19 protein-coding genes are annotated in these 25,766 nt (G+C 54.5%); 9 read left to right on the top strand and 10 right to left on the bottom strand.

All coding sequences use genetic code 11. The features are described from left to right. Nucleotides 1-100: 100 nt before the first annotated feature. A complete protein-coding gene (locus CJP46_RS00485) occupies nucleotides 101-2,956 on the bottom strand; it encodes a glycoside hydrolase family 3 protein (protein WP_094593661.1) in 2,856 nt (951 codons plus the stop codon). Between the two features lie 141 nt (nucleotides 2,957-3,097). Beyond that, a complete protein-coding gene (gene yicI / locus CJP46_RS00480; RefSeq protein WP_094593660.1) occupies nucleotides 3,098-5,419 on the bottom strand; it encodes an alpha-xylosidase in 2,322 nt (773 codons plus the stop codon). Between the two features lie 119 nt (nucleotides 5,420-5,538). Between yicI and CJP46_RS00475 the strand changes: the two genes are divergently transcribed. After that, on the top strand, nucleotides 5,539-6,453 hold the full coding sequence (locus tag CJP46_RS00475; RefSeq protein ID WP_094593659.1) for an AraC family transcriptional regulator: 915 nt from the start codon (nucleotides 5,539-5,541) through the stop codon (nucleotides 6,451-6,453). A 35-nt stretch (nucleotides 6,454-6,488) separates the two neighbouring features. On the opposite strand, the gene helD is transcribed toward CJP46_RS00475, so the two are convergent. Then, complete coding sequence (helD, locus tag CJP46_RS00470; RefSeq protein WP_094593658.1) at nucleotides 6,489-8,840, bottom strand: RNA polymerase recycling motor HelD; 2,352 nt, start codon at nucleotides 8,838-8,840, stop codon at nucleotides 6,489-6,491. 369 nt (nucleotides 8,841-9,209) lie between these two features. After that, nucleotides 9,210-11,030, bottom strand: a complete 1,821-nt coding sequence (locus CJP46_RS00465; RefSeq protein WP_094593657.1) for an adenine deaminase — start codon at nucleotides 11,028-11,030, stop codon at nucleotides 9,210-9,212. 207 nt (nucleotides 11,031-11,237) lie between these two features. On the opposite strand from CJP46_RS00465, the gene CJP46_RS00460 reads away from it, so the two are divergent. The 3 genes from CJP46_RS00460 to CJP46_RS00450 are packed head-to-tail and all read left to right on the top strand — an operon-like array spanning nucleotide 11,238 to nucleotide 13,998. Then, nucleotides 11,238-12,182 (top strand): D-alanyl-D-alanine carboxypeptidase family protein, encoded by a 945-nt coding sequence (locus CJP46_RS00460; protein ID WP_094593656.1) that lies wholly within the window; start codon nucleotides 11,238-11,240, stop codon nucleotides 12,180-12,182. Nucleotides 12,183-12,206: 24 nt separating this feature from the next. Further along, nucleotides 12,207-12,896, top strand: a complete 690-nt coding sequence (locus CJP46_RS00455; RefSeq protein WP_094593655.1) for a response regulator transcription factor — start codon at nucleotides 12,207-12,209, stop codon at nucleotides 12,894-12,896. Then, nucleotides 12,889-13,998, top strand: coding sequence for a sensor histidine kinase (locus CJP46_RS00450; RefSeq protein ID WP_094593654.1), 1,110 nt, complete (start codon nucleotides 12,889-12,891; stop codon nucleotides 13,996-13,998). The genes CJP46_RS00455 and CJP46_RS00450 overlap by 8 nt, the downstream gene beginning before the upstream one ends. A gap of 58 nt (nucleotides 13,999-14,056) precedes the next feature. Here the strand turns inward: CJP46_RS00450 and CJP46_RS00445 are convergent, their stop codons facing one another. Continuing rightward, nucleotides 14,057-15,112 (bottom strand): FUSC family protein, encoded by a 1,056-nt coding sequence (locus tag CJP46_RS00445; protein ID WP_094593653.1) that lies wholly within the window; start codon nucleotides 15,110-15,112, stop codon nucleotides 14,057-14,059. A gap of 294 nt (nucleotides 15,113-15,406) precedes the next feature. Between CJP46_RS00445 and CJP46_RS00440 the strand changes: the two genes are divergently transcribed. Then, a complete protein-coding gene (locus CJP46_RS00440; RefSeq protein WP_094593652.1) occupies nucleotides 15,407-15,916 on the top strand; it encodes a hypothetical protein in 510 nt (169 codons plus the stop codon). Nucleotides 15,917-15,956: 40 nt separating this feature from the next. On the opposite strand, the gene CJP46_RS00435 is transcribed toward CJP46_RS00440, so the two are convergent. The 3 genes from CJP46_RS00435 to CJP46_RS00425 all read right to left on the bottom strand — a co-directional run bounded on the left by CJP46_RS00435 (nucleotide 15,957) and on the right by CJP46_RS00425 (nucleotide 18,217). Then, on the bottom strand, nucleotides 15,957-17,039 hold the full coding sequence (locus tag CJP46_RS00435) for an AI-2E family transporter (protein ID WP_094595000.1): 1,083 nt from the start codon (nucleotides 17,037-17,039) through the stop codon (nucleotides 15,957-15,959). A 117-nt stretch (nucleotides 17,040-17,156) separates the two neighbouring features. Continuing rightward, nucleotides 17,157-17,798, bottom strand: a complete 642-nt coding sequence (locus tag CJP46_RS00430; RefSeq protein WP_094593651.1) for a phosphatase PAP2 family protein — start codon at nucleotides 17,796-17,798, stop codon at nucleotides 17,157-17,159. A 212-nt stretch (nucleotides 17,799-18,010) separates the two neighbouring features. After that, the gene (locus CJP46_RS00425; RefSeq protein ID WP_094593650.1) at nucleotides 18,011-18,217 is read right to left on the bottom strand and encodes a DUF1657 domain-containing protein; all 207 of its coding nucleotides are present in this window, start codon (nucleotides 18,215-18,217) and stop codon (nucleotides 18,011-18,013) included. A 145-nt stretch (nucleotides 18,218-18,362) separates the two neighbouring features. On the opposite strand from CJP46_RS00425, the gene CJP46_RS00420 reads away from it, so the two are divergent. The 4 genes from CJP46_RS00420 (at nucleotide 18,363) to CJP46_RS00405 (ending at nucleotide 22,130) form a co-directional block, all read left to right on the top strand. Continuing rightward, the gene (locus tag CJP46_RS00420; RefSeq protein ID WP_094593649.1) at nucleotides 18,363-19,223 is read left to right on the top strand and encodes a DUF421 domain-containing protein; all 861 of its coding nucleotides are present in this window, start codon (nucleotides 18,363-18,365) and stop codon (nucleotides 19,221-19,223) included. A gap of 12 nt (nucleotides 19,224-19,235) precedes the next feature. Further along, the gene (gene spoVAC, locus CJP46_RS00415) at nucleotides 19,236-19,718 is read left to right on the top strand and encodes a stage V sporulation protein AC (protein ID WP_094593648.1); all 483 of its coding nucleotides are present in this window, start codon (nucleotides 19,236-19,238) and stop codon (nucleotides 19,716-19,718) included. A gap of 8 nt (nucleotides 19,719-19,726) precedes the next feature. Next, nucleotides 19,727-20,737 (top strand): stage V sporulation protein AD, encoded by a 1,011-nt coding sequence (gene spoVAD, locus CJP46_RS00410; protein ID WP_094593647.1) that lies wholly within the window; start codon nucleotides 19,727-19,729, stop codon nucleotides 20,735-20,737. Between the two features lie 214 nt (nucleotides 20,738-20,951). Continuing rightward, nucleotides 20,952-22,130 carry a peptidylprolyl isomerase gene (locus CJP46_RS00405; RefSeq protein ID WP_094593646.1) on the top strand — a complete coding sequence of 393 codons (1,179 nt, stop codon included), beginning with the start codon at nucleotides 20,952-20,954 and terminating at the stop codon, nucleotides 22,128-22,130. Between the two features lie 153 nt (nucleotides 22,131-22,283). Here the strand turns inward: CJP46_RS00405 and CJP46_RS00400 are convergent, their stop codons facing one another. Next, nucleotides 22,284-23,708, bottom strand: a complete 1,425-nt coding sequence (locus tag CJP46_RS00400) for an NAD-dependent succinate-semialdehyde dehydrogenase (protein ID WP_094593645.1) — start codon at nucleotides 23,706-23,708, stop codon at nucleotides 22,284-22,286. A gap of 476 nt (nucleotides 23,709-24,184) precedes the next feature. Continuing rightward, the gene (locus tag CJP46_RS00395) at nucleotides 24,185-25,444 is read right to left on the bottom strand and encodes an MFS transporter (protein ID WP_094593644.1); all 1,260 of its coding nucleotides are present in this window, start codon (nucleotides 25,442-25,444) and stop codon (nucleotides 24,185-24,187) included. Between the last annotated feature and the right edge of the window lie 322 nt (nucleotides 25,445-25,766).

The following is a 25,766-nucleotide window of genomic DNA, read 5'->3' as shown; positions in this document are numbered from 1 at the left end:
TTACGTTCGATGATAATCACGTTATATTGTGGTTCTTTTCATCCATGGATATGCATGCGCTCCCAGTTCAGGCATGGTAATTCCATCCCGCTGACTCGACTTAAAGATTCTGCCCCGGCTCAAAAGAAAATCGGCTGATGCGGACAGTGCCTTCCAGGCACAAATAAATGGAATGAACCCCGGATGGGATCCGTACCGAAACCGCGGCGTTGTCGAAGCGCTGGGAATCTCCGGCTTGAACCGCCAATTTGGCGGTATCCATTCCTTCCGGCGATCCGATTCGGATCGAGATGCCCCCGCCATTCGTTCCCCCGCTAACCCGCAGCAGCGCACTGTACGCCTCCCTATTGAATTCCGCATCATGAAAAGCAATCCACCCCTGCTTTCCTTGAGCTGTCCGGACCGCAGTTCTTCCCTCCAGGCATTCATCCAGAACGATGCCTTCATAATCGTCGTAATTTTCGGCAAACGTAGTCAGGCTGAGATCCCGGTTAGGAATCGTTTCCCCGTCGACCCGAATAACCGACGCAAGCCGGATGTCATCGGAGGAGGCTCCCACCATGAGCTCATACGTGCCGGATTGGACGCAGAACCGGTCGCGAGTTACGTCCCATACCGCAAGCTCCGAGACCGGCAGCTCAAAGCTGACCGTTTGGCTCTCCCCGGGAGCAAGCGTGATGCGCTTAAACCCTTGCAGCTGTTTTCTAGGCATCTTCACGCGCGATGATCCGCTTTTAACATACAACTGTACCACTTCATCGCCAGTGACGCTTCCCGTATTAGTCACCTGCACGCTGGCCTGAATCAAGCCGCCGGCCTGAACCTCAGCGGATACAAGCGAAAGATCGCTGTATTTAAAGTCTGTATACGAAAGGCCATGTCCGAAAGGATACAACGGCTTGCCTTCAAAGTACATATAGGTGCGGCGGCCCTTGATAATGTCGTAGTCCAGAAAATCAGGCAGCTGGTCTTCGCTTTCATACCAGGTCATATTCAAACGCCCGCCCGGGTTCTCGTCGCCGAACAGCACGTCGGCGAGCGCATTGCCGAGCTCCTGTCCGGCATGGGAAGTGAACAGGATCGCTGGAGCGATGTCGGCGATGTCGCCGAGCGCAAACGGATAACTGCCCACGATGACGACGACCGTTCGCGGATTGGCCCGGCAAACTTCCCGGACCAGTCTGCCCTGGGCCTCAGGGAGCCCGATTCCCGGGCGGTCCACCTCTTCTTTGCCGTTGACGAACGGATTGTTGCCGATGATGACGATGGCCGTATCACTTTCTTTCGCTATTCGAACCGCTTCATCCAGTCCATCCTTGACGGTTTCTTTGGCAAAAGGCTGCGCTTCGTCCGCCGATGTGTCTTCCTCGCTTTGAAGAACAGCCTGTCCCCACTCGTCCGTCACTACTCCGACATAACGGTCGTTCCAGGTTTTCAAAGCAAAGGTGCCGTCTTTCCGGTCGCCGAGACGCAGCACTTCTTTGACGAACCAGCCCCATATCCGCTCCGAAGAAGCCCGCAGCATATGGTTCTCGTCTTCGGTCACATACAAACCACTGTTCACCGATTGAAACGTATGGCTGCCGTATCCCCAGTCCCTGTGGCGGAACAGCTGGTCTTCTTCCCGTTCTCCCTGCGGCACCGTCGTCAGCAGCCGATCCGAATCCGCACCCGGCACGACGCTCCATCCATTGCCTGCCTGCTTGAGCTTGACGACATCATCACCGTCGGCATACGGAACGACCTGTTCCGGCAATTTGGCGGCAATACCCTGATAAGGCGTGACGGCATAAGGAAGCGTTCCGCTGTACCAATCCGTATAGACGGCATTGCCGAGCGGTCCAATCACGGATACTTTCCGTTTCTTGTCCAGGGGAAGCAGGTTCCCTTCATTTTTCAGCAGAACTACGGATTTCTTAGCCGCCTGAAGCGACAGTTCCGCGTGGTCCGGCGACATCAGCGCCTCTTTCGGAATGGAAGCGTAAGGATTCAGCTCAGGCGGATCAAACTGCCCCAGCTTCATCCGCACTCTGAAAATGTTGCGAATGGCCAGATCCAGATCCGCTTCAGCGATAAGCCCTTGCCCCAACGCTTCCCGGACGGCTCCGATGACCAGATCCACTTCGTCAGTCAAGCAGTCGACGCCGGCCTTGAGCGCCCCCGCCACGGACTGGGCGTGGGTTTGATGATACTTGTGATAGTCGACCGTCTGGGACAGGTCGCCACCATCGCACACGATAAACCCGGGCATTTTCCACTCGCCTTTGACAAACCGCTTGACGTAAGGGCTTTCAATCGCCGGGGTACCGTTGATCGAGTTGTATGCCGTCATCATGGAGTAAGCGCCGCCTTCGGTAAACGGCTTTTCAAAAGCTTTCAAATAATATTCATGCATGTTGCGCGGATCGATGCTGGAGGAGAACGTCAGCCGGTCCACTTCGTTATTGTTGGCAAAAAAATGCTTCAAGGTCGCCACCATCTTCAGGTAAAACGGATGGTCGCCCTGCATCCCGCGAACCAGCGATGAAGCCAGTTTGCCCGTTAAATGCGGATCTTCCCCGTAGGCTTCCTCGGTCCGTCCCCATCTCGGGTCGCGCTCCAAATCCACGGTTGGAGCCCACAAGGTCAGGCCGTGCCGCTGCGGGTGCCGGTGGTGAAACACTCGCGCTTCATCCCCGATGGCCGAACCGACTTTCTGCATCAACGCCTCATCCCAGCTGCAAGCCAGCCCAATGGGCTGCGGGAACACCGTGGCTTCGCCGATCCAGGCGACGCCATGGGCAGCTTCCCCGCCCACGTTATAAGCCGGGATGCCCAAACGCTCCACGGCGGCCTGCCGGGTAGGTATCAGCGCTATCTTTTCCTCCGTGGTCAGACGGGAGACGAGATCGGCCACCCGCTCCTCCAGTGGAAGGCTGTGATCCCAAAAAGGTAAAGATGTAAAGGATGTCTGCATCGGTAGAGCCTCCTTAGTATGTACAGATTGATGAAGTAAACAGGGACAGACCGCCCCGTTATGTCCCATGACATGAATACAAAGAACGGACCGCAGTACCTGCGGTCCGGTTTCAATCCACAAGCTGCTTTCAGCAGCCGGTTACTTTAACGTGATGGTGACGGAAGAAGCGCCGGCAGCAGGTGTAATAACTGCGCCGTGTTCGCCGCTTGCCGCCGTTCCCTGATCCACGGACGCCACTTCACCGATGCCGCGGAGCACAAACGTCCAGGGCTTGCCAGCACCCGAGGCCTTCACTTCAATGACATTGCCGCTGCGGGATGCCGTTACGCTGAGTTCTTGTTCGGCCAGCGTATTCACGAGGTCGGCCTGCGCCGCAGCACCGTCGCCGAGCTCGAACAGATGCAGCGAGACGCCGTCGGCATAATCGTAGTCCGGTCTGCCATCTTCCTTGCCTACCGCAAGAAGGGTGTTCGGCTTGATCATCATCGGCAGGGTCATGTATCCATGGTTCTCGCTGTACCAGCGGTTTCCTTCCAGCACCTCGCCTGTCAGGTAGTTCGTCCACTTGCCTTCCGGCAGGTAGTACTGAACGTCGCCTTCTTTATTGAAGATCGGCGCCACCAGAATCGAATCCCCCAGCATGTACTGCGTGTCCAGCGTGAAGCAGGTCGGATCCTGCGGATATTCCAGCATCATCGCTCTCATCATCGGCAGTCCGCGTTCCGTGGATTCCACCGCCGAGTTGTACAGGTAAGGCATAATGCTGCATTTCAGCTTCGTAAACTTGCGCACCACGTCGACCGCCTCTTCGTCAAACAGCCAAGGCACCCGGTACGACGTGCTGCCGTGCAGGCGGCTGTGGGATGAGAGCAGGCCAAACTGCACCCAGCGCTTGTAAATATCCGGCGGAGCCGTATTTTCAAAACCGCTGATGTCATGGCTCCAGAAGCCGAAGCCGGACAGGCCTAGCGACAGGCCGCCGCGGACGGTCTCCGCCATCGATTCGTACGTCGCGGAGCAGTCGCCGCCCCAGTGAACCGGGAACTGCTGGCCGCCGACCGTGGCCGAACGGGCGAACAGAGCCGCTTCCCCTTTGCCCAGCTTGTCTTCCAGCACTTCAAATACCGCCTTGTTGTACAGGAAGGTATAGTAGTTGTGCATTTTCTGCGGATCGGATCCGTCGAAATAGACGACGTTGGTCGGGATTCTTTCACCGAAGTCGGTTTTAAAGCAGTCGACGCCCTGGTCGATCAGCACTTCTAGCTTGCTCTTGTACCATTTCACCGCATCGGGATTCGTGAAGTCCACCAGACCCATGCCGGCCTGCCACAAATCCCACTGCCACACGGAACCGTCTGGCGTTTTCACCAGGTAACCGTTCTCCATGCCCTCATTGAACAAATACGATTTTTCCGCAATGTACGGGTTGATCCAGGCACAGATTTTCAGTCCCTTGTCTTTCAGCCGTCTCAGCATGCCTTCCGGATCCGGGAACATATCCTTGTCCCATTCAAAATCGCACCACTGGTATTCCTTCATCCAGAAGCAGTCGAAATGGAAAACGGACAGCGGCAGATCGCGCTCGGCCATGCCGTCCACGAAATGGTTGACGGTTGCTTCATCGTAATCCGTCGTAAAGGATGTCGTCAGCCACAGACCGAACGTCCAGGCCGGCGGAAGCGCAGGCTTACCCGTCAGCTTCGTGTAGTTGTCCAGCACGTCCTTCGGCGTGGCGCCGCCGATAATGAAGTATTCCAGATATTCGCCTTCGACACTGAACTGCACCCTGGATACGTTTTCAGAAGCAATCTCGTAGGATACCTTTTCCGGATGGTTGACGAACACGCCATAGCCTTTGTTGGACAGGTAAAAAGGAATGTTCTTGTACGACTGCTCGCTGCTTGTCCCCCCGTCCTCGTTCCAGATTTCGACCACCTGGCCATTTTTCACAAACGGGGTGAAGCGTTCGCCAAGGCCGTAGATGTATTCGCCCACGCCCAAGTCAAGCTGCTCGCGGTAGTACGCTTTTTTATCCGGATCCTGAATATAGGCAGGCGCTCTCCAGCCGCTGCCGGTAATCCGCTTGCCGGCATAATTGAAATCAACGTTCCAGCCCTGCTTGCGGTTGACTTGAACGCTCAGTTGGCCGCTGGTCAGCACCGCGGTTTCCTCGTCTACCGAAATTTGCACGTCGGTATCGCTTGGGAACAATTCGAACGCAGGTCCTTTATTTACCTTGCCTTTATGATGAAACAGCTTGACGCGGATGACATCCGGCATCGGGGAGCTGAAATCGGCCTTCAGAAGCGTTCCGTTCAGCGTGTCGCCCTTTGTCGCAATGATCTTCGTTGCCGCGAAAACCGTCATGGAGTCGCTTGTATGGGTAATATCGCGGATATCCGCAGGATTTTGCACGTTGTAGCCTTCCCGGATCATCCAGTAACCGTCCGTGAATTTCATGTATCGTCCCTCCTAGAGTTTATATTATAATAATATTGATCTAATGAAGAGATTTCTTACGTTATTTTGACCAAATATATTAATATATTGATATTTGCTAGGAATGGAAGTGACGACTTATGAACCGAGAAATGCTCAGGGAGAACCGCGTGCACGGACATCCCCTGTATCCCGTCAGCATCTACCCCAGAGTGGAGCAGCTCAACGGACAGAGCATTCTGGACTGCCACTGGCATGACGAAATGGAATTTATCGTACTGCACCAAGGCAGCGCCATGTTTCAGCTCGATATGACGTATGTCGAGGTCCGCGCAGGCGAGGCCGTATTCGTCAACAGCGGGGAGATTCACTCCGGGATGCTCGCCTCGGAAGAACCATGCGTCTTCTCAGCGGTCGTGTTCAGCGCCGATCTGCTCGGCAGCCCGGACTTTGACATTATTCAGGAGAAATATATTGATCCATTGATGAAAAAGACCTTTCTGCCCCGTCAGCACATCACCGGAAATACGGGATGGGAAAAAGACATTCTGGATGCGCTGCACCGGATTATCCGCGAAAATGAAGCCAAGGTACCGGCTTACGAGCTGTCGACGAAAGCGCATCTGCTCCGAATCTTCGCCCTGCTGTCGGCCCAAGCGCCGCTGGGCGAAGATAACAAAAGCCGCCCCACCGGAAGCCATGACAAGGTGGAGCGGCTGAAGACCGCGCTTCATTATATACATGATCATTACGCCGAGCCGCTTAAGCTCAAAGAGCTGGCGGGACAGATCAACATGAGCGAAGGGCATTTCTGTCGTTTTTTCAAACAGATGACCCAGAAGAGCCCCGTGGAGTACGTCAATCACTACCGGGTGCTCAAGGCATGCAAACTGCTGGAGAACACCGACAAAAAAATCGTCGAGGTCGCCATGGATGTCGGTTTTGACAACCTCAGCTACTTCATTACCGTCTTCAAGCAGCACAAAGGCTGTACTCCGTCCAAATACCGCAAGCCGTTCGAGGAACAGGCCTACGTGCTGACGGAGCCCGTGTAAATCCCCTCAAACTTGGCAGGACGATCGAAGCCCTTCTAGGCCAACACGTATTTATCATCCGCCACATCCGTGATGAAGCGGCTCGGCCCGCCGAGGCTGTACACATGGAGCTGGTGCATCGCCCGGGTACAAGCCGTATAGAACAGCTTCCGCTCGGACTCCCGGCCATATTCGCGCGCCGACGCGTCATAGATGATGACTGCATCAAACTCGACCCCTTTCGCCAAATAAGACGGGATGACCAACGTCCCGTTGGCGAAGGAAGGGGTCGTTTTTGTGATCTTTTTCAGCGGAAGGCGACCCTTCAGCGCTTCGTATACCGCCTCGGACTGCTCCGCCGTTTTGCAGATGATGGCCGTATGCTCGTAGCCTTTCGCGTTCAGCTCCCGGATATCACAGGCGATCCGGTCGTGAAGCTCTTCGCGATCCTGCTGCACCCGCACGAGCGGTTTCTCCCCGTTCCGGTTAAACGGCACGATCGCTTCCCCGCCCGGCATCATACTCCGGGTAAAATCCACGATCTCATAAGTCGAGCGGTAGCTGCGGGTAAGCGATATGACCTCCGTTTCTTCCGGACCGTACAGTTCCTGCAGGGACGCCAGGCTGCCGCCGAGCACGCCGGTGTGCGGGTAAATTCCCTGGTTGAGGTCGCCCAGCGCCGTCATGCGCGCCCGCGGGAACAGACGCTTGAGGTATTCCAGCTGAAACGGAGAGTAATCCTGAACTTCATCGATGAACACGTGCCGGATCATGCTGTTGACCTGGAATCCTTTCATCAGCTCCTGCATGTACAGATAAGGCGTCGCATCCTCGTAAGACAGCCTTCCTTCCATTAAATCTGTAACCGTCCGGGCGCCAATCTCATGATACCGCTCCGGCAAATCACCTCTGCCGCTGACGCGGGCAAACAGCTCCTCATTGACGAACAGCTCGCGGTACAGCGCCTTGACGTCGACGAACCGCTTCCGCTTGATCCATTTGCGCACCGGCTTCAGCCACTCGTTGACGATCATTTTGGCCAGCAGGTTCCGTTCGCGCTCGTGATCGTCAAAGGTGTCTTTCTTGGACGCGAGCTTTCTTCGGACATGGGTGTACGCTTTCTGATATTCCTCCGCGCTGAGCAGCTCAATCTGGTCATCGACCCATGCCGCTTTCCGCTCCTGCTTCGCAAAGGAAGCAAGCTCCTTCTGCAGCCACTCTCGCATCAGCTCGATCCGGTTGGCCAGGCGAACCGCCGGGTCATAGCTGTAGAATTTCTCCTTCATCGCTTCAGCCGAAACGATGAGATGCCCCTTGAAACGGATCGGCTTAAAGATCATGCCGTCATGCTCAAGATAATCCTTGTAGCTGCGGATGATGTTCAGGAACGCCGGCGAGGCCTTAAAGGCGATGGACGCCTTTTTATTCTCAAGCCACTCCCCTTCCTCCGCATTCAGAATCGACTCCATCTGCGAAAACACGTCTTCCACATCGAATTCCTTGCTGAGGCGGTGTTCCAGATAAGCCTGGAACGTCGTCTGCATCATGTTCTCTTCGCCCAGCTCCGGCAGGACGGTGGAGACATAACTGTTAAACAACGGGTTGGGGGAGAACAGAAGCACCTGATCGGCCTTCAGAATCTCCCTGTATTTATAGAGCAGATAGGCGACGCGCTGCAGGGCCGCAGACGTTTTGCCGCTTCCGGCCGCCCCCTGCACGACCAGCATCCGGCTCTTGTCGTTGCGGATGACGGCGTTCTGCTCCTTCTGGATCGTCGCCACGATGCTCTTCATCTGACTGTCGGAGCTGTGGCTGAGCACCTGCTGCAGCAGCTCGTCACCGATCGTAACGCCGGTGTCGAACATGACGTCGATCCTGCCATCTCTGATAACGAACTGGCGCTTCAGCTCCATCGTCCCATCAATTTCGCCCCCGGGTGTCTGGTAGGAAGCCGGCCCGGGTGCGCCATCATAGTACAAGCTGGATACGGGAGCCCGCCAGTCATACACGAGGAAGGTCTCCTGGTCGTCATCCAGGAACGAAGCGATGCCAAGGTAAATCTGCTCTGTTTGCTTCTGTCCCTTTTCCGTAAAATCAATCCGTCCGAAGTACGGCGATTTCTCCAGCAGCCGCAGCTTCTTCAAGGATTCAAAGGCCTGCAAATGGCTGCGCTCGCGCTCCGACAGCACCTGGGACTGCTGCCGCAAACTGGTCGAAGTCTCTCCGAGGTCGTCGGCACTGCTGAAATTGACGCGGACCTCGTCCCAGAAATCTTTTCTGAGTTCCACGACGTCCACTCGGACCGTTCCAACCTCCGCTTCAAGCGCTTTTTTGCGGCGGGCGATTTTTCCGGTGACATGAGTGACCCGCTGCTGCTCCTGCTGCCAGTCCTGATCGTTTAAATCCATGCCGATATCCATCCCCTTTTAAATGTTTGACAAACTCATCCCATTGTGATAAAATCCATGTAGGATTATTATTTTTATTTGTACCCTTTTAAAGTCACAAGATCTATATTACCAACTTTTGAATTGTAAATCAATGCAGTATAAGGGGGGCCTCCGGCTCCCCTTTTTGGTATCCTCAGAACTTCCGGGAGGGCCGTAGTGACGCTCCGGTTTTCTTCGCGGCTCAAGCTTCATCTTATTATTATTCGCGGACGCCCGTCCGTTTCCTTTACCGATCCCAATCTTTGCACCCTTCAAAAAAACCGGCGGGGCCTATAGTCCCCGCCGGTGGTTTTTTTTGAAGAAGTCTGTCGTTTCCTCCGCCCCTGCTTAACTCCGGAACAGCGGCACGATCTCTATGCCTTCGGCCGAGATCCGGACCAACCCTTTATCGGACAGGCGCAGCTCCGGAATGACGACCAGCGCCAAAAGCGACAACGTCATGAAGGCGTTGTTCACCAGGCAGCCGGACTGAATCAGTGCCTGGCTGATCGCTTCCGACTGGCTCGCGACCGTTTCAAACGGCTGATCGGACATCAGGCCGCCAACCGGCAGCGGAAACTCCGTCTGGGCTGTGTTCGTGAGCATCACGACGCCGCCCTGCATTTCGGTCACCCTGTTTCCCGCTTTTGCCATCAGCCGGTCATCATTGCCGATGACCGTTACGTTATGGCTGTCATGAGCTACGGTCATTGCGATGGCGGCCGGTTCCTCAAAGCCGATCCCGGCCACGATACCAAGCGCATGGCCTCCACCTTGACCGTGGCGTTCAAACACCGCCATTTTGCACAAGCCGCTCTCCGGCGTAATGCGAAGCGCCGAATCCTCCACCGGCACGCTCACCAGAGTTTCCTTCGTCTCCACATGATTCTCCACGACCCCGATGGCCCGGGCCTCAACCGTTCCGCCCGTTTGCGGTGCGGCGATAACAAAATCCCGTTCTTCAATCGGGCGCCCCAGCTTGACCGTGCCGTACGCCTCGGCCGGTATGGCATAGGGTTCCCACTCGGCGGTCATCCGGCCTTCTTCCGCCACGACTTGTCCGGCAGCGACCGTCATCGTGACGTTCACGTCGGCCAAATTCCCGTCCAGCAGAATGATATCCGCGCATAGCCCGGGCGCGATCGCCCCGATGTCTCTGGCCACCCCGAACCGTTCGGCCGTGTTAATCGTGGCCATCTGGAAAGCCGTAACCGGCTTGACGCCCTGCGCGATGGCGTGGCGGACGACAAAATTCATATGCCCTTCGTTCATCAGCGACTCCGAGCTCCGGTCATCCGTGACCAGGATCATGCGCCGGGTATCCAAACCGCCTTCGGTATGCGCCTTGATGGTGGCCGCAACATCATGCCACGCCGAGCCTTGCCGCATCTTGGCGTATATGCCGAGCCGGACGCGCTCGATGACATCCTCCGCCGTCACGCATTCATGGTCTCCGTCAATGCCGCTCGCCGCATACACCGGAAGCCTCCAATCACTTGAGCTCCAAGTAAAATGGCCGTCCGCGTATTTTCCGGCCCGCAGCGTCGCCTCGATTTCCCCGATCATTTTGTCGTCGCCGTACACGACGCCGGGAAAGTTCATCACTTCGCCCAATCCGATCATATCCGGGCCCCAGCTGAGCGCTTCCGCCACTTCTTCAGGACCGATGTAAGCCCCGGTCGTTTCGAGTCCGGGATGGGTCGACGGCACACAGGAAGCGACCTGCATATAGGCGGCCAGAGGCGTCGTTCTGGCTTCCTCCAGCATGAAGCGCAGGCCCGGCAGCCCGAGGACGTTCGAAATTTCGTGCGCATCGAAAAATCCGCCTGTCGTGCCCAGCGGAAGCACCGCTCTGGCGAATTCGGTTGCCGTAAGCTGCGTGCTTTCGATATGGCAGTGCCCGTCCAGCAGCCCCGGAGCCGCGTATTTGCCTGCGGCATCAATCACCACGGTCTCTTCGCCGATCGTGTGGCTCACGTCCTTGCCGACATAAGCGATTCGCGATCCTTGTACCGCAATGGACATATCCGGCACGATTTCGCCTGACAAGACGTTCACCAGTTTCGCGTTCAGGATGACGAGGCTTGCTTTCCGGTCTCCCCGGGCAGTGGCGACCAAATCCCGGACGCAATCGGCCATCGGGAGTCTCTTCCAAGTGTTGGTTTGCATTGTAAACCCTCCAGTCTCTCTATCTCTTGATTGATGTCTGTAATTTTTCCATGCTGCCGGGCGGCATTAGGTTAGTCATATTATATATCCGAACAGGGACGGAAACTTTACATTTCTTAAGATTTTCTTGTAAGGCAATTAAAGTTTGATGGTTAGACTGGTAAAAGATATAAGGTATTCAAAACGAATAAAACGAGGTATGGTGCAATGAAATCAAAGGAAAAGAAAAAAAGAAGACTGATCGCACTGGCTTTGCTGTCGAGCTTGACGGTCGCAGCAGCCGTCAGCCTGATTCGTTTTCCCATGATCACGATCAAGGCAGAGTCAGCCGTTCTTATGGATGTGGAGAGCGGAAAAGTATATTATGAGCATAACGGATCACAAGCACTCCCGCCGGCCAGCATGTCCAAAATGATGACGGAGCTGCTCGTGCTGGACAGCATCCATCAAGGGCAGAGCTCTTGGGATGATCCGGTTACTGCCAGCCGGTATGCCGCGAACGTGACAGGCTCCGAAATCGGACTCCACGAGGGCGAGACGTTGACGCTGCGCCAGCTGTTCGAAGCGATGGTCGTGCACTCCGCAAACGATGCGGCGTTGGCCATTTCCGAGCATATCGGCGGCAGCGAGAAGGACTTCGTCAAACGAATGAACGCCAGGGCCAAGGACATCGGTCTGTCTCCCCAAGCCGTTTTCGCCAATGCGACGGGACTGACCTCAAGCGATCTGCGGCAGTTCAAGTCGGCCGCTTCGCGGGGAGAGACGATGCTGAGCGCGCAGGATGTGGCCAAGCTGGCGAAGTGCCTGATTCAATCCTACCCCGAAATTTTAAATATTACGCAAAAGGCCGATGTCAGCATACCCGAGAAACGAATTACGCTGCATACGACCAATGCGATGCTCCCCGGCGAACCTTATGCCTATCCGGGAAACGACGGTTTCAAAACCGGGTATACGGAGCGGGCCGGATACTGCTTTACCGGAACGACCGAAAAGGACGGCAAGCGGGTCATTGCCGTAGTCATGGGAGCGCCCGACACCGAGACCCGGTTCCAGGACGCCGCGACCATGTTCGATTACGCCTTCGAGCATGAGGACAATCCTGCCCGCAGTTGGCTGACCCGTACGGTCCGTGCCGTCTCGAACTTATAGACATGCACTAATGGAGGTTTATGAATGCGCAACATTATGGTCGTCGACGACGACAAGGAAATCGCCAATCTCATCTCGATTTATTTGCAAAATGAAGGTTTTCACGTCATCTGCGCTTATCATGGCGAAGAAGCGCTTGAGCTGCTGAATCAGCATCCGGTGGATCTCATCGTGCTGGATGTGATGATGCCCAAACTGAACGGTCTTGAGGTCTGCCGCCAGGTTCGGGAAAACGAGTCGACCATTCCGATTCTGATGCTCAGCGCGAAGACCGAGGATATGGACAAAATCCTGGGACTGATGACGGGTGCCGACGATTACATGATCAAGCCATTTAATCCGCTGGAGCTGACCGTGAGGGTCAAAACGCTCCTCCGGCGTTCTTTTCAATATAACGAACCGAAAGAGCAGACGGATTCCACCCTTCGGATTCACGACGTGGAGATCAACCGGACATCCCATAAGGTGACCGCCCGGGGGACCGACGTACAGCTCACCGGCCGGGAATTCGATATTCTGCATCTGCTCGCCTCCCATCCGGGAAGAGTGTTCAGCGCCGAGGAAATCTTCCAGCGGGTCTGGAAGGAAAAATATTACGTCTCCAACAATACGGTCATGGTTCACATCAGCAACCTCCGGGACAAGCTGGAGAAGGAACTGGGCTACAAGCTGATCCAAACCATGTGGGGAGTAGGTTATAAAATCGATGCGTAGTTTATTCAACAAGCTGCAGTGGAAAATCGTCACGTTATTTTTCCTCAGTGTCGCCCTGACATTCGCCACGCTGATGATCGTCAAGCCGATCCTGCAGTCGGTGTACGACAATCATTTCAAACTGCTGTATCCCTTTGTGGAAGCGGTCATCCGGGTGAACCGGATTTTCGGGTTTTCCGTGTGGCAGGCCGTTGTCGTCATTATGCTGTTCATTTTTTACTGCATGATTCTAAGCTGGGGGACGACCCGGAATTTGACCAATATTATCCGTGGGGTTCAGCGAATGTCTTCCGGCAATACGAATGTCCAGATTCCGGTTCGATCCAAGGATGAGCTCGGGCTGCTGGCCGGGCAGATCAACGCGCTGGTCTCCCAGCTGGAAGCCTCCAGGGAGGAAGAGCGGCTGGCGACCCAGGCCAAAAACGATCTGATCACCAACGTGTCCCACGACCTCCGCACGCCGCTGACGTCCATCATCGGTTATCTCCGGCTGATTGAGGAGGACAAATACAAGGACGAGGTGGAGCTGCGGTACTACGTCGATATCGCCTACGAAAAATCCAAACGGATGAATCGGCTCGTAAATGATCTGTTCGACTATACCCGCATGGGCTTCGGCCAAATCACACTGCACCGCACCCCCATCGATCTCGTGCAGCTGATCGGCCAGCTGACCGCGGAATTTTCGCTGCAGCTGCGCAACCAGGACATGGAGATCGTCTTTTCGCCGCCGCAGGAGAAGCTGATGATCCAGGCCGATGGCGACAAGATCATGCAAGCGTTCGAGAACCTCATTACGAATGCGATGCGCTATGGCAATGACGGGAAGCAGATCCGGGTCGAAGCCAAGAAGACGGAGCAGGAAGCCGAGGTCCGGGTCATCAACTACGGACCGCCGATCCCGCCGATGGACCTCCCCTATATTTTCGAACGCTTTTACCGCGTCGAGAAATCCCGTTCCCTGGACACCGGCGGCGCCGGTTTGGGGCTGGCCATCGTCAAGAGCATCATCGAACTGCATGACGGGCAGATTTATGCCTCGAGCAACACGGCGGAAACAGCGTTTATCGCAAAGCTGCCGCTGATCGATCTAAAGGCTTGAACCTTAAAACCCCGATCAACTGCGTTTGCCGCAGGTGGCCGGGGTTTATGCGTTCCTTCTATTTTTTTATCCACGATGCCCAGAATCCGGACTCATCCTCATCGGTTTTGTGATAATGCTCGACCAATCGGTTAAGCCGCTCCAGCTGATAGCCGTAATCGTACATCGTGGCCCCCACGATCGACAAACGCAGCCTGCCTTCGGGTTCCTCGATGGCTAGGCTCAGCACGCCTTGGATAAACGCGGTGTTTTCCTGGTCCAGCACCGAAGCTTCCAGGCAGTTCGGCTTGAGCTTCTCTTCAAACTTGAGCAGAATGTGCTCGTGGAACTTGATCAGCCGCTCCAGCTGTTCGTCAAAGATCCGGTCGGTGCCGGCTTCGCGATCCGACTGGAAATAATGCTCCTCTACCGCGTCCAGCACCTCGCGGCCTTTCCGGAGCGCGTTCAGCATTTGCTTATAGACGACCAGGAGCCGGGTCTGGCTGAAGGAGGCCCGCTTCATCTTCTTCTGCTCCTCCTCGAACAGCTGATACTTGCTCGACAGCGATTTGATGGCATCCTCCAGCTCGCGCTTTTTATCACGGAACACGTTTTCCTTGATTTCATCCGAAATGGCGGTCCGCATGAGCAGCGACATCCGGTCGAACGTGTTCTGAATCTGCCCGATAAACTGCTGCTTCGGCTTCGGCGGAAACAGTAAAATATTAATCAAAAAGGCCGATACGATGCCGATCAAGCTGAGTGAAAACCGGGTCAGCGCAAACTGCCATTGCCCGGAAGCCTCCATGACGGCAATGACCGTGACCAGTGTCAGGCCGATCGTATCCCCCATCTTCAGCTTCAGGCAAATCATGATGACCAAAATACATACCAGGCCGACGGCAATCGGTTCGTTCGAGAACACCAGGCCTGCGAGCAGCGCCAGCACGGCTCCCAGCGTATTGGTCTGGAGCTGATCCAGAAAGTACCGCCATGAGCGGTAAATCGACGGCTGCATCGCAAATATAGCCGCCACGGCCGCCATCACCGGCGAAGACAAGTGAAGCCAAATACTGATATATAAAGCGAGGGTAACCGCGATTCCCGTCTTTAACATCCTCGCGCCAAAAGTCACGCTCACCCCTCCTAATCCGTTCGTTATATAGATTGAACTAAAGTATTCATTGAACTTCCTATTATAGCGGCCCAATACGGTCTATTACATTTCTTTAGTTCATTCTATATAGTACATATTGTATCGTCTTCCCGAATAATTACCCGGTGAAGCCCCCTGTGATACCAAACCAAATATTTCAGACCGGACCTGACAATACATCTTTGGGAAATACATGTATGTTTTTCCAAATTGGGCGCATAATAGGACAGAATAAATGAAGAATGACCCAATTCAACCAAGAGGTGAACTTACATGAACCCAATCAAAAACGTGCTGATGGCCGGCGCGCTGGCCGGCATCGTGTTCGCCGGATCGCACGGCATGGCATACGCCGACCCGGCTCCCGTCTCTCCCCCAACGGACGACTCTCCATCTGCCCATATAGCTACACCGGATCAGGACCGAAAGGAGAACGGCCATCACATCCGCCATGAACACCACGGCCGAAAATACATCCTGCTTAAAGACGCCGCGGATCTTCTCGGCATGAACGTCCAGGATCTCAGCAAGGAATGGAAGCAGGGCAAAACGCTGCAGCAGATCGCCAAGGAGAAAAAAGGCTGGAGCGGCGACGAGCTCGTCAAGAAAATGACGGCCGTCCAAAGCTCCAAAATCGATGCCGCGGTCAAATCCGGAAAAATGACCCAGGAGCGCGCCGATCAGCTCAAGCAGAAGCTGCCCGCTTCCCTGAAACGGTTTACCGAACGGACCTACCGCCCGCACTCGGACCGCCGCCAGCCGGGTTCTTACTCGCATATTTAATGGTACGGATATCCGCACAATAAAATCCTAACATCAACCGTTAGGATTTATTGTGCGGTATTTTTTTTTTCGGCTTAGGGGATCTCGCGGGTTCTTCCTTCTGCCCGTTGACCGGCACCTCCAGCAGATCGAGCAGGAACATGAACACCGGTACGCCAAGAATGAGTCCCCACACCCCAAAGAAATGTTCGGAGATAATCAGCACGGCAAACGTATAAAAAATCGGCAGATGCGTTTTATCTGACATAAACTTCGGGTTCATAACGTAGGCCTCGAACGCGTGGAGGACGGCGACCATGATCAGGACGTAAATGACCTTCATAACACCGCCGATGCTGAATGCGATGGCACACAGCGGCACCAGGGAGACGATCACCCCCATGACCGGTATGAGACCGAGCAGGAAAATCATCAGCCCGAGGGCGAACAGGTTCGGAAATCCGAGGATCCATAAAAACAGCGTAGAGGCCGTCGCATTGATAATGGAAATCAGAAACTGAACCTCGATCACTTTTCCGAAAGAAAACGTAAACTTTTTCCCGAAGTAAGACAATTCTTCATAAAAGTAGGCGAATTTGCTGCTTCTGAACTTATCCGTGAAATGGGTTACCTTCTCCTTCTCCAGCATGAAGAACAAGCTCATGATGATCGCGATGGCAAAGTTGAGGCCGAACTTGCCGATGTTGGAGATCGTTCCGGTCAGCAGGTTATAACCCTGCTTGAGATACTGCGAAATGTCGATCTTATGAATATACTCCAGCACGTAGTCCATGACTTTATTGTCGGTGAGCTCCAGCGGCTTACTGTAAAACGAGATGACCTGATTAATCAGCACGTTCAGCTCTCCCAGCAGCTTGGGAGCGTATTGGTAGGTTCCGATCGAAAGGGCTCCTAGAAAGATGGCATAAATTAATAATGCGGCGATCTTCTTGCTGATTCCCATTCGGTTCGTAAACCGCCGGGTGATCGACGAATGAATCCGGTTTACCAGGTACGTAATGATGAAGGTGATCAGAATGAGGTTCATCATGCTCCGGAAAACATACAAAAACAGCACGAGCAGAATGAGAACCATCACTTTTTTAACGGCAGGCAGTTGAACAAACTCTCTTAACGACGTCATCGGACCGAAGCCATACACCCTTTCCTTTGAAAAGATCTTTATGCAATCATATTACGCGAGCGAGGCGTTTTCATGCAAGTTTCTGCCGCATGATTTACCGCCATCAATTACAGGTGCCTACGCCCTTGGCTTCCAGTACTTTTCAAAAACATAAATAGACAGCATCAGCCACGTTGCGCTCGCCAAATATCCGCCGAAGACATCGCTCGGATAGTGCACCCCGAGATAGATCCGGCTGATCCCAATGAAGAGTGTCAGAACCACCCCGATGACGATCATCACAAGCCTTCCGGCCAGTGCTGGAATATGCCTCCACAGCAAATAGGTCAGTGTGCCGTATAGGGCGAATGCAGCCATCGAGTGACCGCTCGGAAAGCTGAATCCGCTGATTTCGATCAGCCGGTGCGTATTTGGCCTTTGCCGATGCATCCAATTTTTGATGATGATATTCCATATTTCCGAGCCGCCCACCGACAGAATAAACATCAGCAATTCCTTGCGGTGCCGCAAAACCAGCCACAGAAACAGGAACGCAATCACGCTAAGCAGTGTAGCCACGAGCGACGACCCCAGAAAGGTGAAGCCCTTCATGACGCGGGTCAGCCCCTCACTTTCCATTCCTTGAACCGCGTTGATGATGGATTTGTCGAACCAGACGATCCGGTCCGCTCCGACCAGGATCATCATGATGATGAACAGCACTCCTAGTACAAGGCTTGTAACTAACAGCTTATTCAGCCGTGCTTGATTTGCTCTCATTTCTATATGTACCCCCTCTATATATAACCCCCCGCTTCCGTCCGGCGGTATGACTTTAATATTATCCATGAAGACCATGTCTTTGTCACGCTTATCCCATGCAGAACGTTATAAGCTCCCTTGGATATGTGAAAAAAGCACCGGTGGAAACCGGTGCTTTAGGCAAAGCATTGTTGGTCAGAAGCGGCATCGCCTGTAAAAAGGCGTTCCGGTTAGAAACCTTTATATTGAGGTTCCTCGTTTTCAAGCTGTTGTACCCGGCTTTCTACTTGCTGCACGATTTGCTGCGTTTGCTGAGCTGCTTGGGTAAACAAGTTTTTGGCTTCCTGGTTTTGCGTACCGAGAGCAAACGTCTCCAAGCTGGCTTGAGCGCTTTTCAGGGAAGCGAGTGTCGTTTTAACTTGGGATGCAACGGTCATTGTTACTTTCACCTCCTTTACAGGATAAGTACGAAACATAATCTAACCTGCCTGTATTCAAAAAATTCATAAAACGAGAAGATGCTGCAAATAATTTTGTTATCCGCGATTTAAGCAAAGATCTGGAATGGAGGAATTTATAGATATGCCGGATTGGATAGAGGTTATCGTACGGACATTGGCTTCTGTTGTCTTTCTGTTTGGCTTGACCCGTCTCTTGGGCAAAAGACAAATATCCCAGCTGTCCTTCTTCGAGTACATTACGGGCATCACGATCGGTGACCTGGCTGCCTCCATCTCGCTTGATTTGAAAGCCACTTGGTACCTTGGCGTCATTTCCCTCGCGGTTTGGGTGGCCGTATCGCTCATCATTGAATTTTTGCAATTAAAGAGCAAGAAAGCCCGCGATTTCATTGACAGCACCAGCACCGTGCTGATCAAGGACGGCAAGGTCATGGAGGACAATCTGAAGAAAGAGCGGCTGACGAACGAAGAGCTCATGGAACAGCTCCGCGGTAAAAACGCCTTTAAAGTGGCGGAAGTCGAATTTGCAATCATGGAGCCAAACGGGCAAGTCAACGTGCTGATGAAAAAAGAAAATCAACCGCTGACCCCAACCCATCTTGGCATCAAGGTCGGGCCGGAGAGCGAACCGCAGACGGTCATCCTGGATGGCAAAATCATGGACGAGCCGCTGGCCACCCGCGGACTGAACCGCCGCTGGATACATACCGAGCTCGAGAAGCTGGGCGTATCGCTGGATAACGTCTTTATCGGGCAGGTGGATGCGTACGGACAGCTGTACGTCGACCTGTTCGACGATCAGATCAAGGTTCCCGAACCGCAGCAAAAAGCGATGCTGTATGCGGATCTCAAAAAATGCCAGGCGGACCTGGAGATGTTCGGGCTTTCGAGCAAAAACGAACAAAACAAAGTGATGTACGAGCAGGTATCCGTCCAACTGGAGAAGGTCATCTCGGATGTTAAACCATTATTAACCCGTTAGGAGAGAAGCATTATGGTCAGCAAAAAGAAGAAGAAACTGACGCCTGTCCAGCAGGAATACCAGGCTTTGGCCAAAAAGCGCGAGCCCAGCAAGTTTACGTTCAAAAATTTGTACAGGGCCTTTCTGGTCGGCGGTCTCATCTGCCTGCTCGGGCAGGCGGTGCAGCAGATGTTTATCCACTGGTGGGGATTTGAGGAGAAGGCGGCATCGAGTCCGACCGTGGGCGTCATGATCATCATCTCTGTCATTCTCACGAGTTTAGGCGTGTACGATAAAATCGCCCAGTGGGCAGGAGCGGGAACCGCCGTCCCGGTGACCGGCTTCGCCAACGCCATGGCTTCAGCGGCGATCGAGTATCGCAGGGAAGGACTCGTGCTCGGAGTCGGCGGCAGCATCTTCAAGGTAGCCGGACCGGTCATCGTGTTCGGTTCGCTTGCGGCTTTTTGCGTTGGCATCGCCTACATCATTTTTGATCCTAATATTGTAGGGGGGTAAGGATTCACATGCTGAAAGGCCATCAAAGCTGGGTGTTCGAGAACAAGCCATCCATCAAGTCGAAAGCGGCGATCGTCGGCCCGTTCGAAGGTCAGGGTCCGCTGGCCGACGACTTCGACATCATCCACGGCGACATGTACCTGGGACAGGACAGCTGGGAAAAAGCCGAAAAGGCTTTTATGGAGGAAACAGCCAAAATGGCGGTGCAGCACGCCGGACTGACCGAAGGACAAATCCAGTTCTTTCTCGCCGGCGACTTGATGAACCAGATTATCAGCAGCAGCTTCTCCGCGAGAACGCTGAACATCCCTTATCTCGGCCTGTTCGGCGCATGTTCCACATCGATGGAAAGCCTCGCGCTGGCCTCGTACATCGTTAATTCGGGAGGCGCAAAATACGTGCTCTCCGGGACGTGCAGCCATAATGCCAGCGTGGAGAAGCAGTTCCGGTACCCGACCGAGTACGGTTCCCAGAAACCGCCGACGGCACAGTATACGGTGACTGGCGCCGGCGCGGTCGTTCTGTCGCAGGACGGCGACGGGCCCTATGTCACGTCCGCCACGATCGGCCGGGTGGTCGACATGGGCATCAGCGATCCGTTCAATATGGGCGCCGCTATGGCGCCGGCAGCCGTGGATACAATGGAAGCCCATTTCCGCGACCTGCAGATCGAGCCGGGGTATTACGACCTGATCGTCACCGGCGACCTGTCCAAGGTCGGCTATCAAATCGCCAACGATCTGCTGAAGAAGCACAACATTCCGATCCATCAAACGACGTATTCGGACTGCGGCATGATGATTTACGATTACGGCAAACAGAATGTCCAGGCCGGGGCCAGCGGCTGCGGCTGCTCGGCGGTCGTGACTTACGGCCACCTGCTGAACCGGATGCAGCGCGGCGAGCTGAACCGCATCCTCGTCGTGGCGACAGGTGCCCTGCTCTCCCCCCTCTCCTATCAGCAGAAGGAGAGCATCCCTTGCATTGCGCACGCCGTATCGATCGAACGGCAAAAATAAAGCATTCGGCCGCTCCCGGGACATTCCCGTTCGGAGCGGTTTTTATTTGGGCCAATTTCCCGCCTCCTGATTAAAATCGCCGCAAACAGCCGAATCTTAAAACAGGATTAAAAAAAATTCGTCACAATTTATGTCTTCTTAAGGATTATTTCCGACAAATCTGGTAAAGTGAACCCATAATCGTTTTGCATATATTAAAGGAGGACAAGATTTAATGACAGACAAAGAAAGAGAATCGTTAAACAACGAAGAGCTGAACAATACCGAAACTGCGGGGGAATCATCTGAACGGACCAGCGAACCGGCTGCCCCTTCCGAGAGCGGCGCACCGGTTCTCAGCGAAATGAAACGCGACGGCGAAACGCCGGCCAAGCCCAATAAAGAGAAGAAGCCAGCAGCGGCTGCAGCGGCGCCCGGTCCAGCACCGAAGGCATGGTCCAACGGAAGCAGCAAGGTATGGATGGCCATAGCGCTCGTGCTTGCCGTCATTCTCGTCATTGTGCTGATCAAGCCTCCTTTTAATTCGGGAAGCAACCCGGCGGTAGCAACGGTCAACGGCACGGACATTAAAAAGGACAAGCTTTATGACGCACTTGTGGAAGCCGGCGGAACGCAAACGCTGGACAGCCTGATTACGGAAGAGCTGGTGACTCAAGAAGCCGACAAGAAAGGCATTAAAGTGACCGATGCCGATATCACCAAAGAAATGGACGATATCAAGAAGGGCTTCAGCAGCGAAGAGGAATTCCAAATGGCTCTGCAGCAGTCGGGCATGACGGAAGCGGACCTGAAGAAGCAAATGAACATGCAGGTGCAACTCCGCAAACTGCTCGAACCGGAAGTGAAAGTAACCGACGACGATATCAAGAAATATTTTGATGAAAATAAAGATTCCTTCAACACGCCGGAAGAAGTCAAAGCTTCCCACATTCTGGTGAAAACGAAGGAAGAAGCCGAAAGTATCCTGAAGCAGCTTAAGGATGGCGCCGATTTCGCCACACTGGCGAAAGAGAAGTCGATCGATCCGGGCTCCAAGGACAACGGCGGCGACCTTGGCTTCTTTGCCAAAGGCGTAATGGAAGCACCGTTTGAAGAAGCGGCTTTCAAACTGCAAAAAGGCGAAATGAGCGGCATCGTTCAGTCCAGCAACGGGTACCACATCATCAAGGTCACCGACCGCAAAGCGGCGCACACGGCAACGCTTGACGAGAAGAAGGCCGACATCAAGGAGACACTGATCACGCAAGGCATTTCTACGAAAGCGTCGACCTGGATTGCCGACCTCAAGTCCAAGGCCAAAATCACCAACTCGTTGGACGATTCGGCTAACGCGGCAACCGATTCGACTGCAAGCGCAGGTACAGCCGATACAGCAGCAAATACAACGAAATAATAGCTAGTTAAAGAAGAAGCCCGAGGATGTTCACCTCGGGCTTCTTCTTTGTTTCTAAATAGCGGCTTGCATGGGCACTGCGTTAGGAGTTTGGTCCGTAGCTTAACCCTGGGTCATGACCCATGATCACCCCGTTACCAACTGCTCCTCCGATTAGAACCGGAGCGATACATATTTGACCTCCAGGTATTCCTCGATGCCGAAATGGCCGCCTTCCCGTCCGATCCCGCTCTGCTTGAATCCGCCGAACGGAGCCTGCGCTGTGGAAGGCAGAGGATCGTTCACCCCGACGATCCCGTATTCAAGTGCTTCGGCGGCGTACAGCGCCTCCTGGATCCGTTCCGTAAACACGTAGGCCGCCAGCCCGTATGGACTGTGGTTGGCCCGCCGAACGGCTTCCTCCAGCGTGCGAAAGGTCGTAATCGGAGCAAGCGGTCCAAACGTCTCGTTTACCATACATTCCATGTCGTCCGTCGCCTGACTAATCACAGTCGGCTGCACAAAGTGTCCTGCGGAATGCTGCAGCACCTCACCGCCTGTCACGATGACCGCGCCTTTGGCTTTGGCGTCCTCGATCTGCCGCAGCACTTTGTCCACCGCTTTGGCATTGATGAGCGGACCGATGTCCACGCCTTCTTCCATGCCGTTGCCTACTTTGAGCGCAGCCGTTCGTTCCGCCGCTTTGCGGGTGAACTCGTCTGCGATCCGTTCATCCACGTACACCCGGTTCGTGCAGACGCAGGTTTGGCCGCCGTTGCGGAACTTGGACTTGATCAGACCGTCCACCGCTTTGTCCAGATCCGCTGCGGCGGTCACGATGAACGGGGCATGTCCGCCCAGCTCGAGGGAAATTTTCTTGACGGTTTCAGCCGCCCCCTTCATCAACTCCTTGCCGACGGCGGTCGAACCGGTGAAGGAAACTTTGCGCACCCGCTCGTCCTGCTGCCAGCGGCTGGCGATCGCTGCCGCCTCGCCGGTCACAACGTTGATCACGCCGGCTGGTATTCCTGCTCGGTGTGCGAGTTCGGCGAGCTTCAAGGCCGTGTACGGCGTTTCCTCGGACGGCTTGATCACGACGGTGCAGCCCGCGGCCAGCGCCGGCGCGACCTTACGGGTAATCATCGACGCCGGGAAATTCCACGGCGTGATCGCCGCCACGACGCCGACCGGCTGCTTCTGCACCCAGAGCCGCTGCGAAGCGGACGAAGCCGGTATGCTCTGCCCGTAGACGCGCTTGCCTTCCTCCGCGTACCAGGAAATGAAGCTGTTCGCGTAGGCGATTTCGCCTGCGGCTTCTTTCAACGGCTTGCCCTGCTCCTTCGTCATGATCCGGGCGAGCTCATCCGTATGCTCGGCAATCAGGCCGTGCCATTTCATCAGCAGCGCCCCCCGCCCGTCTGCCGTCAGCGAGGACCACGCCGGGAACGCTTCGTACGCTGCATCTGCGGCCTCCCCGGCTTCCTTCGCCCCGCCGTTCGGTACGATGCCGATCACCTCACCGGTGGCCGGGTTCAAGACGTCGATGTATTCCGCTGCGTCCTTCCAGCCCCCATTTATATACATTTGGTTGATAAACATAAATGATTCCTCCCCACTGCTAAATTCAGCTCTACTTATTCATTATACCCCCAATCGGAAGATTCACGCGAAAGGCCGGACGTCGCTCCGGGCTTTGTGGAGCCTACTTAGCGGTTGTGAGACGTTTATCTGGAGCTCTGTGGTTGGCGGTTGCGAGGACGCTCCGCGATCAAATCCTTCCTTCAATCTCTGTTGCCCCCGAATATCCTTGAATCTATTTTAAAGGAGGATATGTCGGGGACAAAGGCGACCGCTTCGCTTTTCCGGAATGGCTTCGATCTCTCCGCTGCTTCGTGCATCCGCATAGCTTAAAGCAACAACAAAACCTCCCTGAAGCAGATGGAATCTTCATTTGCCATCTGCTTCAGGGAGGTTCGCTCCGCCATATCGCATTCAAATTGATTATAATCGATAAGCAGTTCTATAAATTCGCACGGCCTCGGAATGTCTACAACCCACTCCTCTTTCTCGAGCCCTCAAGAATTTCGCAGAATCCTCCGCCCGAGACTGACCGTCAGCAGCAGCATGCAGAAGCCGACGACGATCTGCACGCCATAGATCCGGGTCCATTCCGGCCAATGTCCGATCAACTCGTATAGATTACCTCCGATCAGCGGGCCAAAGAACGCCGCGACGCCCGTAATGGCTGCGTACATCGCCATATACATCGGGCGCTCCGCCTTAGGCGTGTCGCCGATCATAAAATTAAACGCAAGCTGGTTGAATCCACCAACGCCGATGCCGAAAATCATGTGCGCCGCGATCAGCACGGGCAGCATCGGCATTACCGATAGCAGCCCCCAGCAGAGGCAGGACAACGCAATAATCGGCAGCGTCCAAAACAGCAGCCTGCGGTTGCTGTGCCGAACGTTCAGGTTGCCCCACACATAGAAGCTGGCCATCATGGACACCGTTTGCAGCACGTTCAGCACCGACAACGTCCGGTAGTTGATGTGCAGTATTTCCAGCATGACATACGAATACAGCGGCACCACCAAGTTTTGCAGAAACAGGAATCCGGCCAGGAAGAGCGTCGCCTTTAGAAAGGAGGCGTCGCGCAGCGGTCTTTTTAGCATCGGGATAAAACGCTTCTCCGAAGACCGTTCAAACGGGATGTCCGGATAGAAGAAGAACACGGCGATATTCGCCGCAATGCAGACCCAGACGATGATATAGAGCAGCAGGAATCCCTTTCCACCCGGCTCATGATCGAGGATGACGCCTCCCCCGTACATCATCAGTGTTCCGAGCGCATTCAGGATCGTGTTCCGGATGCCGAAGTACTTTCCCCTGACTTTGGGGTGGACCATATCGCTGATAAGCGAGTTCCAGAGGATCCCGCCTAGCGTATTGAACATAAACGCCACCGTGTACAACACGATAAACGCAGGCACCCAGTAAGGCTTCGGAACAATAAACGGCACGAGCCCGGTGCTTCCCCAAATGACCCGGTGCACGGCAACGAACAGCACCAACGTCCACTTCCGGCTGCGCAGTCTCTGGATCAGGTACGCAGCAAAAATTTGGACGATATTGACAAAGGTCGTGATCGCCAGCACGAATCCAATCTCGCCCGAGCTTGCGCCCAGGTACAGCAGGTAACCGGTCAAAAACTGCCCGCCAAGCAAGGTCATAAACATTACGGCGGGGATGCCCTCCAGGCTGGCAACCCTCAGGTTTCTGCGCTGCATGGAAGTCTTGCGGCGGTGCTGCGGCCGCGTCTTGAATGATATCATCGGGTACTCTCCTCCGGTGCCTTCAAACCGAATGTATTCGTTTTTTCACTTCGTCTTTGCTCCCATTCTACTCGGAAGGCAAGGCAAGTCAATATGCGCCGGATCACCTTCGATTACAAAAATAATTGTGGGAAATCACGTGGAAAAAGCGTCGCGAAAGCGTTATATTGGAATGTCGCACGGCTGCATACGCATGTCGTCAGGCAGGCGCAGCATTCGCATCCACCCGAAAAATCCCCCTTGTCGTGCCATCCTATATTTGGTATGATGGAAATCCTTCTCACTCACCCGCCTTGACTGAAGTTGACGGTTCTCGTCGCCA

Origin of the sequence: Paenibacillus sp. XY044 (genome assembly GCF_002257645.1) — a bacterium.
Taxonomy (GTDB): Bacteria; Bacillota; Bacilli; order Paenibacillales; family Paenibacillaceae; genus Paenibacillus_AQ.
This window is presented reverse-complemented; position numbering and strand designations above follow the sequence as displayed.

What these genes read in the sequence shown, in the direction of transcription:
- CJP46_RS00485 (WP_094593661.1), bottom strand. Translation starts at nt 2,956, where the DNA reads ATGCAGACATCCTTTACATCTTTACCTTTTTGGGATCACAGCCTTCCA.
- yicI (WP_094593660.1), bottom strand. Translation starts at nt 5,419, where the DNA reads ATGAAATTCACGGACGGTTACTGGATGATCCGGGAAGGCTACAACGTG.
- CJP46_RS00475 (WP_094593659.1), top strand. Translation starts at nt 5,539, where the DNA reads ATGAACCGAGAAATGCTCAGGGAGAACCGCGTGCACGGACATCCCCTG.
- helD (WP_094593658.1), bottom strand. Translation starts at nt 8,840, where the DNA reads ATGGATTTAAACGATCAGGACTGGCAGCAGGAGCAGCAGCGGGTCACT.
- CJP46_RS00465 (WP_094593657.1), bottom strand. Translation starts at nt 11,030, where the DNA reads ATGCAAACCAACACTTGGAAGAGACTCCCGATGGCCGATTGCGTCCGG.
- CJP46_RS00460 (WP_094593656.1), top strand. Translation starts at nt 11,238, where the DNA reads ATGAAATCAAAGGAAAAGAAAAAAAGAAGACTGATCGCACTGGCTTTG.
- CJP46_RS00455 (WP_094593655.1), top strand. Translation starts at nt 12,207, where the DNA reads ATGCGCAACATTATGGTCGTCGACGACGACAAGGAAATCGCCAATCTC.
- CJP46_RS00450 (WP_094593654.1), top strand. Translation starts at nt 12,889, where the DNA reads ATGCGTAGTTTATTCAACAAGCTGCAGTGGAAAATCGTCACGTTATTT.
- CJP46_RS00440 (WP_094593652.1), top strand. Translation starts at nt 15,407, where the DNA reads ATGAACCCAATCAAAAACGTGCTGATGGCCGGCGCGCTGGCCGGCATC.
- CJP46_RS00435 (WP_094595000.1), bottom strand. Translation starts at nt 17,039, where the DNA reads ATGACGTCGTTAAGAGAGTTTGTTCAACTGCCTGCCGTTAAAAAAGTG.
- CJP46_RS00430 (WP_094593651.1), bottom strand. Translation starts at nt 17,798, where the DNA reads ATGAGAGCAAATCAAGCACGGCTGAATAAGCTGTTAGTTACAAGCCTT.
- CJP46_RS00425 (WP_094593650.1), bottom strand. Translation starts at nt 18,217, where the DNA reads ATGACCGTTGCATCCCAAGTTAAAACGACACTCGCTTCCCTGAAAAGC.
- CJP46_RS00420 (WP_094593649.1), top strand. Translation starts at nt 18,363, where the DNA reads ATGCCGGATTGGATAGAGGTTATCGTACGGACATTGGCTTCTGTTGTC.
- spoVAC (WP_094593648.1), top strand. Translation starts at nt 19,236, where the DNA reads ATGGTCAGCAAAAAGAAGAAGAAACTGACGCCTGTCCAGCAGGAATAC.
- spoVAD (WP_094593647.1), top strand. Translation starts at nt 19,727, where the DNA reads ATGCTGAAAGGCCATCAAAGCTGGGTGTTCGAGAACAAGCCATCCATC.
- CJP46_RS00405 (WP_094593646.1), top strand. Translation starts at nt 20,952, where the DNA reads ATGACAGACAAAGAAAGAGAATCGTTAAACAACGAAGAGCTGAACAAT.
- CJP46_RS00400 (WP_094593645.1), bottom strand. Translation starts at nt 23,708, where the DNA reads ATGTTTATCAACCAAATGTATATAAATGGGGGCTGGAAGGACGCAGCG.
- CJP46_RS00395 (WP_094593644.1), bottom strand. Translation starts at nt 25,444, where the DNA reads ATGATATCATTCAAGACGCGGCCGCAGCACCGCCGCAAGACTTCCATG.